General features: G+C 70.9%; 8 protein-coding genes. 5 read left to right on the top strand and 3 right to left on the bottom strand.

Annotated elements, in window-relative coordinates; all coding sequences use genetic code 11:
- Both AOK08_RS19360 and AOK08_RS19355 read right to left on the bottom strand, forming a co-directional pair.
- Nucleotides 1–1,649, bottom strand: a 1,649-nt coding sequence (locus tag AOK08_RS19360) for a penicillin-binding transpeptidase domain-containing protein (RefSeq protein WP_055527486.1), incomplete at its 3' end; no start/stop codon positions are given.
- 100 nt (nt 1,650–1,749) lie between these two features.
- Nucleotides 1,750–3,381 (bottom strand): penicillin-binding transpeptidase domain-containing protein, encoded by a 1,632-nt coding sequence (locus AOK08_RS19355; protein WP_055527482.1) that lies wholly within the window; start codon nt 3,379–3,381, stop codon nt 1,750–1,752.
- A 305-nt stretch (nt 3,382–3,686) separates the two neighbouring features.
- Here AOK08_RS19355 and AOK08_RS19350 point away from each other — a divergent pair, with 305 nt between their 5' ends.
- Together AOK08_RS19350 and AOK08_RS19345 are read left to right on the top strand one after the other, a co-directional pair.
- Nucleotides 3,687–8,567: a ricin-type beta-trefoil lectin domain protein gene (locus AOK08_RS19350; protein WP_055527478.1), complete on the top strand. Its 4,881-nt coding sequence runs from the start codon at nt 3,687–3,689 to the stop codon at nt 8,565–8,567.
- Nucleotides 8,568–8,608: 41 nt separating this feature from the next.
- Nucleotides 8,609–9,244: a hypothetical protein gene (locus AOK08_RS19345; RefSeq protein ID WP_055527477.1), complete on the top strand. Its 636-nt coding sequence runs from the start codon at nt 8,609–8,611 to the stop codon at nt 9,242–9,244.
- Nucleotides 9,245–9,317: 73 nt separating this feature from the next.
- On the opposite strand, the gene AOK08_RS19340 is transcribed toward AOK08_RS19345, so the two are convergent.
- Nucleotides 9,318–11,081: a dolichyl-phosphate-mannose--protein mannosyltransferase gene (locus tag AOK08_RS19340; RefSeq protein ID WP_055527476.1), complete on the bottom strand. Its 1,764-nt coding sequence runs from the start codon at nt 11,079–11,081 to the stop codon at nt 9,318–9,320.
- Nucleotides 11,082–11,143: 62 nt separating this feature from the next.
- Between AOK08_RS19340 and rsmI the strand changes: the two genes are divergently transcribed.
- The 3 genes from rsmI to AOK08_RS19325 all read left to right on the top strand — a co-directional run bounded on the left by rsmI (nt 11,144) and on the right by AOK08_RS19325 (nt 13,656).
- Nucleotides 11,144–12,076, top strand: a complete 933-nt coding sequence (gene rsmI, locus AOK08_RS19335) for a 16S rRNA (cytidine(1402)-2'-O)-methyltransferase (RefSeq protein ID WP_055527475.1) — start codon at nt 11,144–11,146, stop codon at nt 12,074–12,076.
- 177 nt (nt 12,077–12,253) lie between these two features.
- Nucleotides 12,254–12,664 (top strand): hypothetical protein, encoded by a 411-nt coding sequence (locus AOK08_RS19330; RefSeq protein WP_055527474.1) that lies wholly within the window; start codon nt 12,254–12,256, stop codon nt 12,662–12,664.
- 110 nt (nt 12,665–12,774) lie between these two features.
- A complete protein-coding gene (locus tag AOK08_RS19325; protein WP_055527471.1) occupies nt 12,775–13,656 on the top strand; it encodes a TatD family hydrolase in 882 nt (293 codons plus the stop codon).
- Nucleotides 13,657–13,928 lie beyond the last annotated feature (272 nt).

Below are 13,928 nucleotides of genomic sequence, written 5' to 3'. Positions count from 1 at the left end.
GTGCTCCCCCCGTGGCCCCCGGCCACGACAACCCCCGCACCGGCCAGGTCACCCCGGTACGCCGTGAACCAGCCGTTCGGCTTCTTCTGGCCGTCGACCTCCGCGGAGCCCGTCTTCGCGCCGTAGTCCGGGCCCAGCCCGGCCATCGCCTCGGCAGCCGTTCCGTACGCCGCCGTGTACTTCAGGAGTTCCCGCAACTGCGACAGGGTCGACGACGACATCGTCCGCGTCGCCTTCGCGAGGGGGCGGCCGTCCGCCTCCGGCGAGACCAGGTACGGCTGCCGGAACACCCCGGACTCCACAGTCGCCGCCACCGACGCCATGTTCAGCGGGTTCATCCGCACCCCGCCCTGCCCGATCAGCGAAGCCGCCATCTGCGCCTGCGACTGCACCGGCACCGACCCGTCGAAGGTCGAGACGCCGATCGCCCAGTTGTCCATGCCGAGGCCGAACACCTGCTGCGCCTGCTTGGTCAGGCTGTCGTTGTCGAGTTTCTTCGCCTGGCTGATGAAGGCCGTGTTGCAGGACCGCGCGAAGCTCGCCTTGAACGTGCCGCCCTTGATCTCGAACTTGTCGTCGTTCTGGAACTTCCAGCCGCCGTACGTCGCGAACTTCGGGCACGGGTGCGGCTTGTCCGGCGACGCCAGACCCTTCTCGATCAGCAGCGACGACGTGATGACCTTCATCGTCGAGCCCGGCGCCAGCGAGCCCTGGAACGCGGTGTTGAAGCCGTGCGACTGGTTCGCCACCGCCAGGACCTCGCCCGTCGACGGGCGGATCATCACCACCGACGACTGCGCCTTCTTCAGGACCTGTGCCTCCGCCGCCGCCTGGAGGGTCGGGCTCAGCGTCGTCTTCACGGTGCCCGGCGTGCCCTCGCTCAGCTCCAGCAGCGTCTTGTCGGCCGACTTCGCCGCCTTGGACGCCGTACCGCGCACGACCCGGAGCTCGATGCCCGCCTTGCCGCCGGCCTTCTTGCCGTACTTCTCCCTGAGGCTGTCCAGGACCGTGCCCAGCGACGGGTACTTGGCGAGCGTCAGCTCACCGCCGTCCCGGTCGACCGCCTTGATCGGCGGGGTGCCGGACTCGCCGGTGAGGAGCTTGTCGCCGTCGGCCAGATCGGGGTGGACGACCGACGCGTGCCAGTCGACCAGCGGTTTCCCGTCGGACGTACGGCGGACCACGGTCAGGGCGCTCTCGTACGCCAGCGGCTTGCTCTTGCCGTCGAACGTCACCGTGCCCTTGACCGAGAAGGGGACCTTGGCGCCCTTCGCCGTGCCCGGGGTGATCTTCACGCCGGTGATGTGGGCGTCCTTGGTGTAGCCGGTGAGGAGGGTGGTGGCCGCGGACGTGGTGTCGTTCGTCGTCGCCACCGCCTCGGCGATCCTGCCTGTCTGCCAGGAGGTGAGGAAGCGGGTGGCGATCGCCTTGACCTGGGGCGCGGGGACCGGGCCCGTCGGCACCGAGCGCTTCTGGCCGGCCGTGGACGCTGTGGAGGAGCCGTCCTCGGCCGCCGCTCCGGCGCTGTACAGCCCGTAGACACCGAAACCGGCGCCGCCGACGACCACGGCGATCATCCCGCCGACCACCGCGGGCCTGGTCCTGCGTGCACCACTCCGTCGCTCGGCGACGCGCCTTCTCTTGCCCACAGCTCCCGATCCTCCGTGAAATCCCCAGGGTCCCCGATGCCCTCATCCAGCTCACTCAACGACAACGGCCACCCTAGAGTCCCGTCCCGCGAGAGTGAGTTCAGTCGCCGGTCCGTAGCACGGCTGCGACAATCGGCCCGGCCGCGTCGCCCCCGTGACCGCCCTCCTGGGTCATGGCCGCCGCCGCGATGTCGCCCCGGAATCCGGTGAACCAACTGTTGGACCTGGTCTGTCCGTCCACCTCGGCGCTGCCCGTCTTCGCGCCGATGTCGCCGCTCAGGCCCGCCATGGCCTTCGCCGCCGTGCCCTGTACGGCCGTCATCCGCAGCATCTCCTTGAGCTGCGCGGACGTACTCGCCGGCAGGCCCTTCGCCGTCGCCAGCTCACGTTCGTCCAGCTTCGGCGACACGAGATACGGCTGCCGGAACTCGCCCGTGATCGCCGTCGCCGTCACCGACGCCATGTTCAGCGGGCTCATCTGGACCTGGCCCTGACCGATCGCGTTGGCCGCGCGGTCCGGGCCCGTCGAGGCGGGGACGCTGCCGTCGAAGGAGGTGATCCCGGTCTTCCAGTTGTCCCGCCCGAGCCCGAATCGTTCCTGCGCCTCGGCCGTCAGCGACTCGTCGGTGAGCGGGTGCGCGTCGGTGCCGTCGACCAGCTTGATGAAACCCGTGTTGCAGGAGCGCTGGAAGTCGTCGGCGAGGGTGGCGTTCCCGTTCGGTGTCATGCCCTTGAGGTTGCTGAAGGTCTGGCTCTTCCAGACCGCCGTCGGCGGGCAGGGCGCCGGGCCGTTCATCGACGTCACGCCGTTGTCGATCAGCATCGCCGCCGTCACGATCTTCATCGTGGAGCCCGGCGCGAGCGTGCCCTCGAAGGCCGCGTTGAACTGGTCCTTACGGTGATTGGCGAGCGCCAGCACCTCACCGGTGCTCGGCTGTACGGCGACCACGGACGACTCGGAGAACTTGAGCACCGCCTGCTCGGCGGCGGCCTGCGCGCTCGCGCTCAGCGTCGTCTCCAGCTTGCCCGGGGTGCCCTCGGTGAGCGTCACCAGCGAGGTGTCGGCGATGTTCGTGTCCGCGTGCCGGACCATCAGCTCGATGCCGGGCTTGCCGCCCGCCTCGTCGCCGTAGCGCGCCCGCAGGGTGTCCAGGACCGGCCCGAGGGACGGGTACTTCTCCTTCGTCAGGACCTTGCCGTCCCGGTCCAGGGCCTCGATCGGCGGGTTCCCGGCCTCCCCGGTGACCAGCGCGTCCCCGACCTCCTTGAGACCGGGATGCAGGACCGACGGCTTCCAGTCGACCAGCGCCTTCCCGGTCGTCGCACCCCGGACGATCGTCAGCGTGCCGCTGTACGCGAGCGGCTCGCTCTTGCCCTCGTAGGTCACCGTGGCCTTGACGGCGAAGGGCACGGTGGCGCCCCTGGCCGTCCCGGGGGTGATCTTCACGTCCGTGATGTGCGCGGCCGTCCCGTAGTCGCCGATCAGCTTGGCCGCCGCCGCGGAGTTGTCGGTCAGGTCGGCGGCTTCCCGCGCCCGCCCCTTCTCCCAGGCCGCGAAGAACTCCCCGCTGGCCTTCGCGATCTCGTCCTTCGAAGGTGGCCCGGTCTTCACGCTCTCCGTACCGCTGTCCCCGGCGAGCGCGGACACGATGTTGAACGCCCCGTACCCGGCCCCTCCCACCATCACCGTGAACACGGTCCCGACGATGGCGGTCTTAGCCCCCTTGCGCATGCGTACTTCCCCTCCCCGTTGGCCCAAGCACTGTAAGTGGCGCGGGGGGCCGGTGTGGGGGCTGTTTCGCCTCTTGTCCCAACTCTTGTCCGAAGAGTGACTGGAACCGGATATCCGGCCACATATGTGAACGTCAGGAGTTGACCTCCCTGTGACCGGAATCCTCTTGTCCTGAACCCGACACATCTGTCTATGGTGGGCGCCGCGTGGCGCGGGGTCGAGCCGTACGGGGTCGAGTGGATCCGTCGTCGCGCGCGTCGACCGGCGACCGGGGGAACACCGTCGCCACGGGGAGGAAAGACCACATGCCGAGACCTCGGCTCTTCACGCGTGCCCGGACGAAATCCGGCCTGCTCGCACCACTTCTCGCGTCGGCCGTCGGCGTGGCCCTGCTCGGCGGACTCGCCGTGCGGCCGGAGCTGCTGGGCCGGTACGCGGGCCACGACATGGCCGCCGTCGCCGACAGCTACGACGGCTTCGACGCCGCCGCGGCCGAGCAGCTCCGCCAGGACCAGTGCCTGATGACCGAGGCGCTGCGCATGGGCGGCCCGGCCATGTTCGGGGTCGCCAAGGACGCGCTCGGGCAGACACCGGACAAGCTGCGCACCGCGGCGAACCGCGAGTACTGGAACACCACGCCGCTGTCCACGGCGACCGACCAGGACAAGAGCGCCGCCGACAAGGAAGGCTCCGCGCTCTACGACCACATCCGGGACTTCCAGATCTCCGGCCTGCCCACGCCCGGTGGCTTCAAGTCGGTCACCGACTTCGAGTGGCCGCCCGGTGTGGGAGGCGACGACCGGCCGAACTTCTTCCAGCAGACCGGCCTGCCCAAGTGGATCTGGGAGCAGTTCTGGAAGTCCGAGGGCGACTTCTACCGTGACCTGACCCCGCCCGCCGACCAGGACACCGTCAAGGCCGTCAAGGACCTCGGTGACCCGCTCTACGGCAAGAGCCCGGACCCCTCCCTGCCCGGCCCGCAGTGGCAGCAGGCGTACGCGGAGCACCAGGCCTACGACAACCTGGTCAACTGGTCCATGGAGCCGACGGCCGCCGACAACGCCCGGCTCTTCCTGTCGTACGGCGGCTTCCCGCGCACCGCGCCCGAACCGGGCAGCGTCGAGTACCGCATCGCCGTGGAGGACCTGAAGACCCGGTTCGCCTCCTGCGCCTGGCGCACTCCGGTCGACCCGGACAAGGTGCTCGGCAAGGAGGTCGCCACCGCGTCCGCCGAGTGGCAGCAGGAGATCGCCGCCCAGGCCACGCAGCGCACCCAGATCCTGACCGCCAGCCAGAACGCCACCAAGGCCCTCGCCGCCGGTTCCAAGGCGCTCGGCGAGATGCTGGGGCTGTCCTGGCGGGCCGACCACCTGACCCGCTGGCAGGACTACTGGTCGGCCGGCGGCCCCGGCTGGATCGGCGACAGCCCGTTCGTGGTGCACGCCCACGGAGCCACCGACAAGTGCCTTGAGGTGGCGGGCGCCAAGAAGGACAACGGCACGCCCGTGCAGATCTTCACCTGCAACGGCGGCGCCGGGCAGAAGTGGCAGATCTCCGGCGACACCCTCGTCAACACGAACTCGGGCAAGTGCCTGACCGTCAAGAGCGGCTCGAACACCAACGGCGCGGCCGTCCAGATCTCCACCTGCGGCAGCTCCGCGTCCCAGAAGTGGGAGTACGGCACGCACGGCACGACCCGCCTGTACAACCCGGGCTCCGGCAACTGCCTCGACCTGGCCGACTACACCAACAGCCGCGACGGCCGGATGTGGGACTGCACCGGCAAGGACCCGCAGAAGTTCGACATCGTCCCGTCCGGCCACAACGGCACCGACGACCTCGACTACCCGACCAAGGCCCAGTTCGACAAGGCCAAGAAGGGCGTCACGGACGCCCAGACCGCCGCGAAGACCCAGCTCGACCTGCTCAAGGACCGGGCCGCGGTGGCGAAGACGGCCGCGACCGCGTCGGACACCGCGCTGAAGGCCGCGTACGACATCGCCGACAGGGCGGGCGCCCCGCGAGGCCGCGCACTCCTCGTCGGCCAGCAGAAGGCACAGGTCACCAAGGCGTCGGCCGCCGCGCTCGACGCGCTCGCCAAGGCCGGTGACACCGCATACGCGGCCACCCGCGCCGCCGCCGGGGACAGCGAGACCATCGCCGCCCGCGCCCTGACCCAGGCCGCCCAGTCGAAGGCGGCCTTCCGCACCGCCGCCGCAGCCGAGGCCCGCGCCCAGGCGAAGGCGGCCGCCGACGCCGCCGCCGTACAGGCACAGACCGCCAAGACGGCCCGGGATCTCGCCAAGGCGAAGCTCGCCGAGACGCAGAAGGCCGAGGCCGACGCGAAGGCGGCAGCCGCCGACGCGCACGCCAAGCTGCTCGCCGCCCAGGCCGAGGAGGCCACGGCGAAGGCGGAGAAGGAGACCGCCGCCGCCAAGCAGGCCGAGGCAGCCCAGCACAGGCAGAACGCGCAGGGCTACGCGCAGACCGCCACCGAGGCCAAGGGCCGGGCGGAGACCGCCGAATCGAACGCGCGCGGCAAGCGCCAGGACGCCGAGGCCGCCCGGGACCGGGCCAAGGGGCTCAGCGACGACGCCTGGGACGCCGAGAGCAAGTCGAACGCGGCACGGGCCAAGGCCAACGCCAAGGACGCCTACGCCGAGGCCCACGAGTCGGACTCCGACGCCAAGGACTCCCGGGCCGCCGCCAACGAGGCCGACCAGGCAGCCGACGACGCCGAGTCGGCCGCGACCTCCGCGCGCGCCGAGGCCGACGCCGCCGGGCGGGCCGCCGCCGACGCGGACGCCGCCGCCACCCGCGCGGAGGCCGCCGCCACGCGCGCCCGCTCCGACGCCGACGCGGCCCAGGCCGCCAAGCTGCGGGCGGACGCCGCCGTCCGTACGGCCACCAGCGCCGCCGCCGACGCCATCAAGGCATCCCAGGCCGCAGCCGCTGCCGCCCGTACGGCCGTCCAACTGGCCGACGAGGCCGAGAAGCACGCCGCCGACGCCATGAAGCAGGCCGACGCGGCGAAGGCCGAGGCCGCCAAGGCGGTCGCGGGCGCGGCCGACGCGGCCGGTCACGCCTACACCACCGCCCAGGCGGCGGAGGAGGCCGGCAACGCCGCCCAGCAGGTGGCCGCCCCGGCGAACGACGCGATTCAGCTCGGTTCGCCGTACGTCACCACCGACTCGGCCGCCGGTCTCGCGGTCCTGAGCGGACAGTCGTCGAAGACGATCGCCGAGCAGCAGCAGGCGGTCGCGGCGGCGCACGCCGCCAACGCCCAGAAGAACGCGGCCCAGGCGCAGAGCCTCGCGGACGCGGCGACCGGTGACGCCAAGGCGGCGTACACGCTGGCCGCCGAGGCCGCCGGCTTCGCGGCGAACGCCCGCAGGTCGGCGCAGGAGGCGCTGGGTTACGCGGCCGAGGCGGCCAAGTACGCGGCGGACGCCCAGGCCTCACTGGCCCGCGCCGTCGAGTACGACCGTCAGGCCGGCGTGGACGCCGCCGCCGCCGACAAGGCGGCGGGCCGCGCCGAGGGCTACGCCACCGACGCCCGCGCCTCCGCCGACCAGGCGGCCCTGGACGCCGACGCGGCCCGCACCGCGGCGGCCGAGGCCGAACAGGCCGCCAAGGACGCCCGTGCGGCGGCCGACCGCGCCGACGCCGAGGCGACGGCCGCCGAGCAGGCGGCGAAGGACGCCCAGAAGTACGCGGACTCCGCACAGCAGGCCGCTGACCAGGCCGCCCAGAACGACGCCAACAAGCAGGTGCAGACGGGCGCGGGTACCGGGACCGGGGTCGGCGGGGTGTTCTCCGTCATCGACGACATCAAGCAGCGGGGAGACCCGCAGCGACTGCCGGACGACTGCTCCCGGCTCCCCTGTGACCTGGTCTTCGAAGTGCACTTCGACGCGGTCGTCAGCTACTACTACTGCGACAACCCCGCTGTCCCGGCCACCGAGTCGGGCTGCCCGGCCGAGGACACCTTCTTCCTCAAGACCCTGCCGTTCAAGGACCTGACGAAGAAGGTCAAGATCTCCTCCTGGGAGGCGACCAAGGAGCTGTGGAAGGGCCTCTACAACTCGATCATCAAGGATTTCACCGGCTGCTACCACAAGATCACCAAGGCCAATGACGGCGGGAGTTACGGCGACTGCGCCTGGGCCGCCACCTGGCTCCCGCTCGGCGGGCCGATCGCGAAGATCACCGATGCGATCCGTGCCGTGGACGCGGCGATGCGCACCGGTATCGGGGTCTCCGACGCCCTGAAGGCGCTGCGGGCCCTGGACGTGGACGCCCGTACCCTCAACGAGATCGAGCGCAGCGCGAAGGCGTACGAGGAACTGCGCACGGCATGCCCGATCAACAGCTTCCCCGGCGGCACCGAGGTACTCCTCGCCGACGGCGGACGCAAGGCGATCCGGGACGTACGGAACGGCGACCTGCTCCTGGCCACCGACCCGGCCTCGGGACGCACCGTGGGCGAGCCGGTCACCTTCACCTTCTCGCACCCCACCCAGGATCTGCTGGACATCACCCTGGCGGGCGGCGGCAGCCTGACGAGCACCCCGGGACACCGGATGTACGTCCTCGGCTCCGGCTGGACCCTCGCGTCCGACCTGCGCGCCGGTGACAGCCTGCGCGCCCCCGACGGGTCCTCGCGCACGGTGACCGAGGTGACCGACCGGAACCTGACGGCACCCCGCACGGTGTACGACCTGACCGTGTCGGGCCTGCACACCTTCTACGCGGTGGCGGGCGACGCTCCGGTACTCGTCCACAACTGCAAGAACCTGGTGGCCGACGCACAGGAGTTCGACGGGCTGGCGCACGTCCTGGACGAGCACACGTTCGGTACGGGTCGCGGCTTCGTCAACTCCGAGCAGCGGGCGAAGGACCTGGCGACCCTCAAGGGCGGGCCCAACGGGGTCTTCACGGACCTCGCGACGGCGCAGGCGGTCGTGGACCACGCCCTGACCACCAAGGCCGCGGAGATCCAGAGGTGGCTCAGGGGCAGCGCCCGGGAGAAGCCGCTGACCGGTACCTTCGGGGCGGGCTCCCTGGGGAAGGTGGCCAAGGTGAACGGTTCCGTCGATGTCGCGGGGAACGGCTACAAGATCGTCCTCAAGAGAGCGAGCGGGCACAAGAACGGTTTCTACGTGTTCACGGCGTTCCCGGTCTAGTCCCCGCAGTCCGTGGTCCCCACCGCAGGAGGTGAAGTGCAGTGCGCAGTGCCGACGACGCCGACTTCGGTGTGACATGGCTGATGGGCATGTTCCACGAGGACTGGAGTCATCACGGGCCAGCGGCCGCCGACGCGGCCGGGTACCACCTGTGGGACGGACTGGACCCGGAGAGCGTGCTCGCCGTCCTGCGGGACGCCCGGCTGCTGCTGCGCCTTCCCTCGGAGACGATCGAGGCGCTGTGGGTGGCCGGCACGGCGAACGGGCCGTCCTTCTTCTCGGGAGGACGGACCGGCGTCACCTCGGGCACGGGGTGGATGGAGACGCTCACCGGCCTGTGCGACACCTGGCTGACCAGGCACGCACAGGCCACCGCCTCCGGGCTTTCAGACACGGTCCCGGCCGAGTGGGACGGCGTGGAACTGGCCGACGCGGTCCTCGCCGAGATTGCCGAGGACCGTGTCGTACCGGAGGAGGTCGGAGCGGCGCTGGCCGCGTGTGTCCGCGTCTGCACTCCGGACCTGGCGTTCCGGCTGCTGCTGCGGGCGATGATCGAAATCGGCACCAGGTCCGGCGCCACGCTCTCGCCCGAGCACTACGAGCGACTGGCGGCGCTGGGATCGGCGCTGCACTACGGCGAGTTCGTCGTGTCCGAGGTACGGCACCTGGTGAAGTGAGGGTGCCGCAACTTGCGGCGACAAACCGAGAGGGCGCGGCAGCCTGCCGCGCCCTCTCGGCGTGTTTGTGGAGCTAGACCCACGTATCCAGCCACATCCGCGCCCGCCAGGAGTCGATGGGGATCGCCGTCCCCGTGTACAGGGGCCAGAACCAGATGAAGTTCCAGGCGATCAGCAGCACCAGTACGCCCGCGCCCGCCGCGCCCGCGACCCGGCGGCGTTCGTTCGAGCCCGGTGGGCCGATGATCGCGCCGAGCATCATCGCCACGGCCAGGCACAGGAAGGGCAGGAAGACGATCGTGTAGAAGTAGAAGATCGTGCGCTCCTGGTACAGGAACCAGGGGGCGTAGCCCGCCGCGATGCCGCAGGCGATGGCGCCCGCCCGCCAGTCCCGCCGGAACAGCCAGCGGTACAGGATGTACAGGATCGCGAAGCAGGCCGCCCACCACAGCAGGGGCGTGCCGAGGGCCAGGACCTCGCGGGCGCAGCTCTGGCCCGTGTTGGCGGGGCAGCCGTCCTCGCCGGGCTTGGGGGACTCGTAGAAGAACGAGATCGGGCGGCCCAGGACCAGCCAACTCCACGGGTTCGACTGGTAGTTGTGCGGGGTGCGCAGATGGACGAGGAAGTCGTACACCGCGTGCTCGTAGTGCCAGAGGCTGCGCCACCAGTCCGGGAACAGCCAGGACCAGCTGCTGCCCTTGCCCTCGGTCGTCGCCCAGTTGCGGTAGTAGCCGCCCTTGCCGTTTGACGGGGAGAGGATCCAGGCCGTCCAGGAGAGCACGTACGTGGCGAGGGCGACCGGGACCGTGGACAGGAACGCCCAGCCCAGGTCGTGCTTGAGGACCGCCTCGTGCGGGTGACGGGCGCCCGCGACCCGGCGGCTGCCGACGTCCCACAGCACCGTCATCAAACCGAACGCGACCAGGATGTACAGGCCGTTCCACTTGGTGCCGATGGCCAGGCCCAGCATCAGGCCCGCGAGCAGGCGCCAGGGGCGTGCGCCCAGGCGGGTCGTCTCGGCGATGCGCGCGTCCGGCCGTACGACGACTCCCTCCGCTCCCTCCCCTCCCTCGGCGTCCGCCGTCAGCGCCGCCGCCAGGCGTTCGCGGGCCTTGTCGCGGTCGATGACCAGGCAGCCGAAGGCCGCGAGGACGAAGAACTGGAGGACGCCGTCGAGCAGCGAGGTGCGGCTCATCACCAGGGCCAGGCCGTCGATGGCCATCAGGGTGCCCGCCAGGCAGCCCAGGAAGGTCGAGCGGAAGAGGCGGCGGCCCACACGGCACAGGATCAGGACCGACAGCGTGCCCAGCAGCGCCGTCATGAAGCGCCAGCCGAACGGGTTGAACCCGAACATCCATTCGCCGAGCCCGATGACGTATTTGCCGACGGGCGGATGCACCACATAGGCGGGATCCGTGGGGATCGGCACATGCCCGTCGGTCTTCAGGATCAGGTCGTTGGCGTCCTTGCCCCAGTTGACCTCGAAGCCGCGGTGGATGATCCCCCAGGCGTCCTTCGCGTAGTACGTCTCGTCGAACATCACCCGCTTGGGACTGCCCAGGTTCCAGAAGCGCAGCAAGCCCGCCAGGAGCGTCACCAGCAGCGGGCCGCCCCAGCCCGACCAGCGCGTGATCCGGTCGGTCAGGGTCGGCGGCAGCCCGAGGGTCGCCCACAGCCGGGGGCTGGGTTCGGTGTACGGCGGCACCAGCCGGTCCCGGACATCGCTTGCCGGCTTCGCCGTGTATCCGTATCGGCGGAGCCGCTGCTGCCACGACGGGCGCTGCTCTGACGAATGGGAGCTTTGCCGGGTGTCCGTGGAGGGCGCGGTACTGGTCACCGCGCCATCGTAGGGAACAGCTCTGTGTGCGTCCGCTGGAAGGGCCCTGCGAGGATGGAAACGTGACAGGAACCTTGGTTTTGGCAGGCACCCCCATCGGCGACATCACGGACGCGCCGCCCCGGCTCGCGGCGGAACTGGCGGGAGCCGACGTCATCGCCGCCGAGGACACCCGCCGTCTGCGCCGGCTCACCCAGGCGCTCGGCGTCCAGCCCAAGGGGCGGGTCGTCTCGTACTTCGAGGGCAACGAGGCCGCGCGCACCCCCGAACTGGTCGAGGCGCTCCTCGGCGGCTCGCGGGTGCTGCTGGTGACGGACGCGGGCATGCCGTCCGTCTCCGACCCCGGGTACCGGCTGGTGGCCGCCGCCGTGGAGAAGGACATCAAGGTGACGGCCGTACCCGGCCCGTCCGCCGTGCTCACCGCGCTCGCGCTCTCCGGGCTGCCCGTGGACCGCTTCTGCTTCGAGGGCTTCCTGCCGAGGAAGGCGGGCGAACGCCTGTCCCGGCTTCGGGAAGTGACGGAGGAACGCCGCACCCTCGTCTACTTCGAGGCCCCGCACCGCCTCGACGACACCCTCGCTGCCATGGCCGAGGTGTTCGGCGCGGACCGGCGGGCCGCCGTCTGCCGGGAGCTGACGAAGACGTACGAGGAGGTCAAGCGCGGTCCGCTGGCGGCGCTGGCGGAGTGGGCCGCGGAGGGCGTACGCGGTGAGATCACCGTCGTCGTCGAGGGCGCCCCCGAGAAGTCCGGCGGGGAACTGGGCCCCGAGGAACTGGTGCGGCTCGTGCGGGTGCGCGAGGAGGCGGGGGAGCGGCGCAAGGAGGCCATCGCGGCCGTCGCCGCCGAGGTGGGGCTGCCGAAACGCGAGGTGTTCGACGCGGTCGTGGCCGCGAAGAACGCGGCGGCCTCCGGCGGTACGGGCGGAACAGGCGGAACAGGCGGTACGGGCGTTATGGGCGGCGGTACGGGAAACGCGACGCCGGTCACGCCATAAGGGGGCAAAGGGGGAGCGGGGAAGGCAAAGCCGGGGCCTCGGATACGGGCAGTTCCGACAAGGATTGGCCAAGACGCCTTCAACAGTCGACAGGTCTGATGCCTTCATGCCGGGAGAGGCGTCCACTGGTTCGCAGGGACGCACCCGTCCCTCGTCCAGCGGACAAGAGGAGCTGGCATGAGCGAGATCACCGGCCACCGCAGCACGGCCACCGCCGTCGTTCACGAGTCCTATTCCTTCGCCTGCATGCGTTGCGGGCACGGCTGGGAACAGTCGTACGAGATCGAGCACCACGTCGGCGTCGAGGGCACCGAGATGGTGACGTACGTGGCGGACGGCGAGGTCGTCCCGTCCCCGCTGACCCGGCCCACCTGCCAGAACTGCGACGGCCATGTCGTACGCATCATGAGGGCGGGGCAGGTTTCGTCGGTGCAGAACTGTCTGCACCCGCAGCGGTCGGCGCCGAAGGCGGTTCGGGTCGCCGATGCCGACACCGACGCCGGATCCGGTGAGCCGGGGGCGTCGAAGGAAGGGCATCACTGGCACCTTTCGGATCTCCTTCACCCGTTCCACCGCAAGGCGAGTTAGGCCTGCCGGCGGCTGGGTGATTCTTCGGCTGCGGGCCGGTGGGGGCTGGTCGCGCAGTTCCCCGCGCCCCTTCGGGGGGCGCGGGGCGCCGCCTTCGTAGGATCAGGCGTATGTCTGCCAAGTCGTCCCAAGCCCCCGACGCGCCGCCGCTGCCCGAGCCCCTGCGGGTGGCGGTCGCCGATTCCCACACCCATCTCGACATGCAGTCCGGCACGGTCGCGGAAGGTCTCGCGAAGGCCGCGTCGGTCGGGGTGACGACGGTCGTGCAGGTCGGCTGCGACATCAAGGGCTCCCGCTGGGCGGCCGAGACGGCAGCCTCGTACGAGAGCGTCCACGCGACCGTAGCCCTGCACCCGAACGAGGCCCCCCGTATCGTCCACGGCGACCCGGACGGCTGGTCACGCCAGGGTGCGCGGGTACCCGGCGGAGACGCGGCTCTCGACGAGGCACTGGCCGAGATCGACCGGCTCGCCGGACTCCCGCAGGTCAAGGGCGTCGGCGAGACGGGACTCGACTACTTCCGCACCGGCCCCGAGGGCAAGGCCGCTCAGGAGCGGTCCTTCCGCTCCCACATCGAGATCGCCAAACGGCACGGCAAGGCGCTGGTCATCCACGACCGGGACGCGCACGCCGACGTCCTGCGGGTCCTGAAGGAAGAGGGCGCCCCCGAGCGGACCGTCTTCCACTGCTACTCCGGCGACGCGGAGATGGCCGAGGTCTGCGCCGCGAACGGCTACTTCATGTCCTTCGCCGGCAACATGACCTTCAAGAACGCCCAGCCACTGCGCGACGCGCTCGCCGTGGCCCCCCTGGAACTGGTCCTGGTGGAGACGGACGCCCCCTTCCTCACCCCGGCGCCGTACCGGGGCAGGCCGAACGCCCCCTACCTCATCCCGATCACTCTGCGGGCGATGGCCGAGGTGCGCGGCATCGACGAGGACACGCTGGCGGCGGCCATCGCGACCAACACCGCACGCGCCTTCGATTACTGACAGCACAGACATGCGTTGACGCTCGGTAGTCGCGTCGCTTTGGAGAGTGACCGTCGCTCCGCTAGGTTCTGGTGCCCGTCGCCGGAACCTGGAGCGTGTCGTCGTGAGCAGTTCGCCGTACGAGACGTACAGCCCCGCCAGTGGGTCGCAGCCGCCGTACGAGGAGCCGTCGTACGGGGGTTACGACCCGCACACCGCCGAGACGGTGGCGTACGGGGTGCCGTACGTGGCGCCGTTGCCGTACGTGGACACCTACCGCCCCGCCTACGAGC

It is taken from the genome of Streptomyces graminilatus (assembly GCF_001418565.1).
Classification (GTDB): Bacteria; Actinomycetota; Actinomycetes; order Streptomycetales; family Streptomycetaceae; genus Streptomyces; species Streptomyces graminilatus.
The sequence above is the reverse complement of the archived record's forward strand: the minus strand, read 5'-3'. Positions and strand labels throughout refer to the sequence as shown.

What these genes read in the sequence shown, in the direction of transcription:
- AOK08_RS19355 (WP_055527482.1), bottom strand. Translation starts at nt 3,381, where the DNA reads ATGCGCAAGGGGGCTAAGACCGCCATCGTCGGGACCGTGTTCACGGTG.
- AOK08_RS19350 (WP_055527478.1), top strand. Translation starts at nt 3,687, where the DNA reads ATGCCGAGACCTCGGCTCTTCACGCGTGCCCGGACGAAATCCGGCCTG.
- AOK08_RS19330 (WP_055527474.1), top strand. Translation starts at nt 12,254, where the DNA reads ATGAGCGAGATCACCGGCCACCGCAGCACGGCCACCGCCGTCGTTCAC.
- AOK08_RS19325 (WP_055527471.1), top strand. Translation starts at nt 12,775, where the DNA reads ATGTCTGCCAAGTCGTCCCAAGCCCCCGACGCGCCGCCGCTGCCCGAG.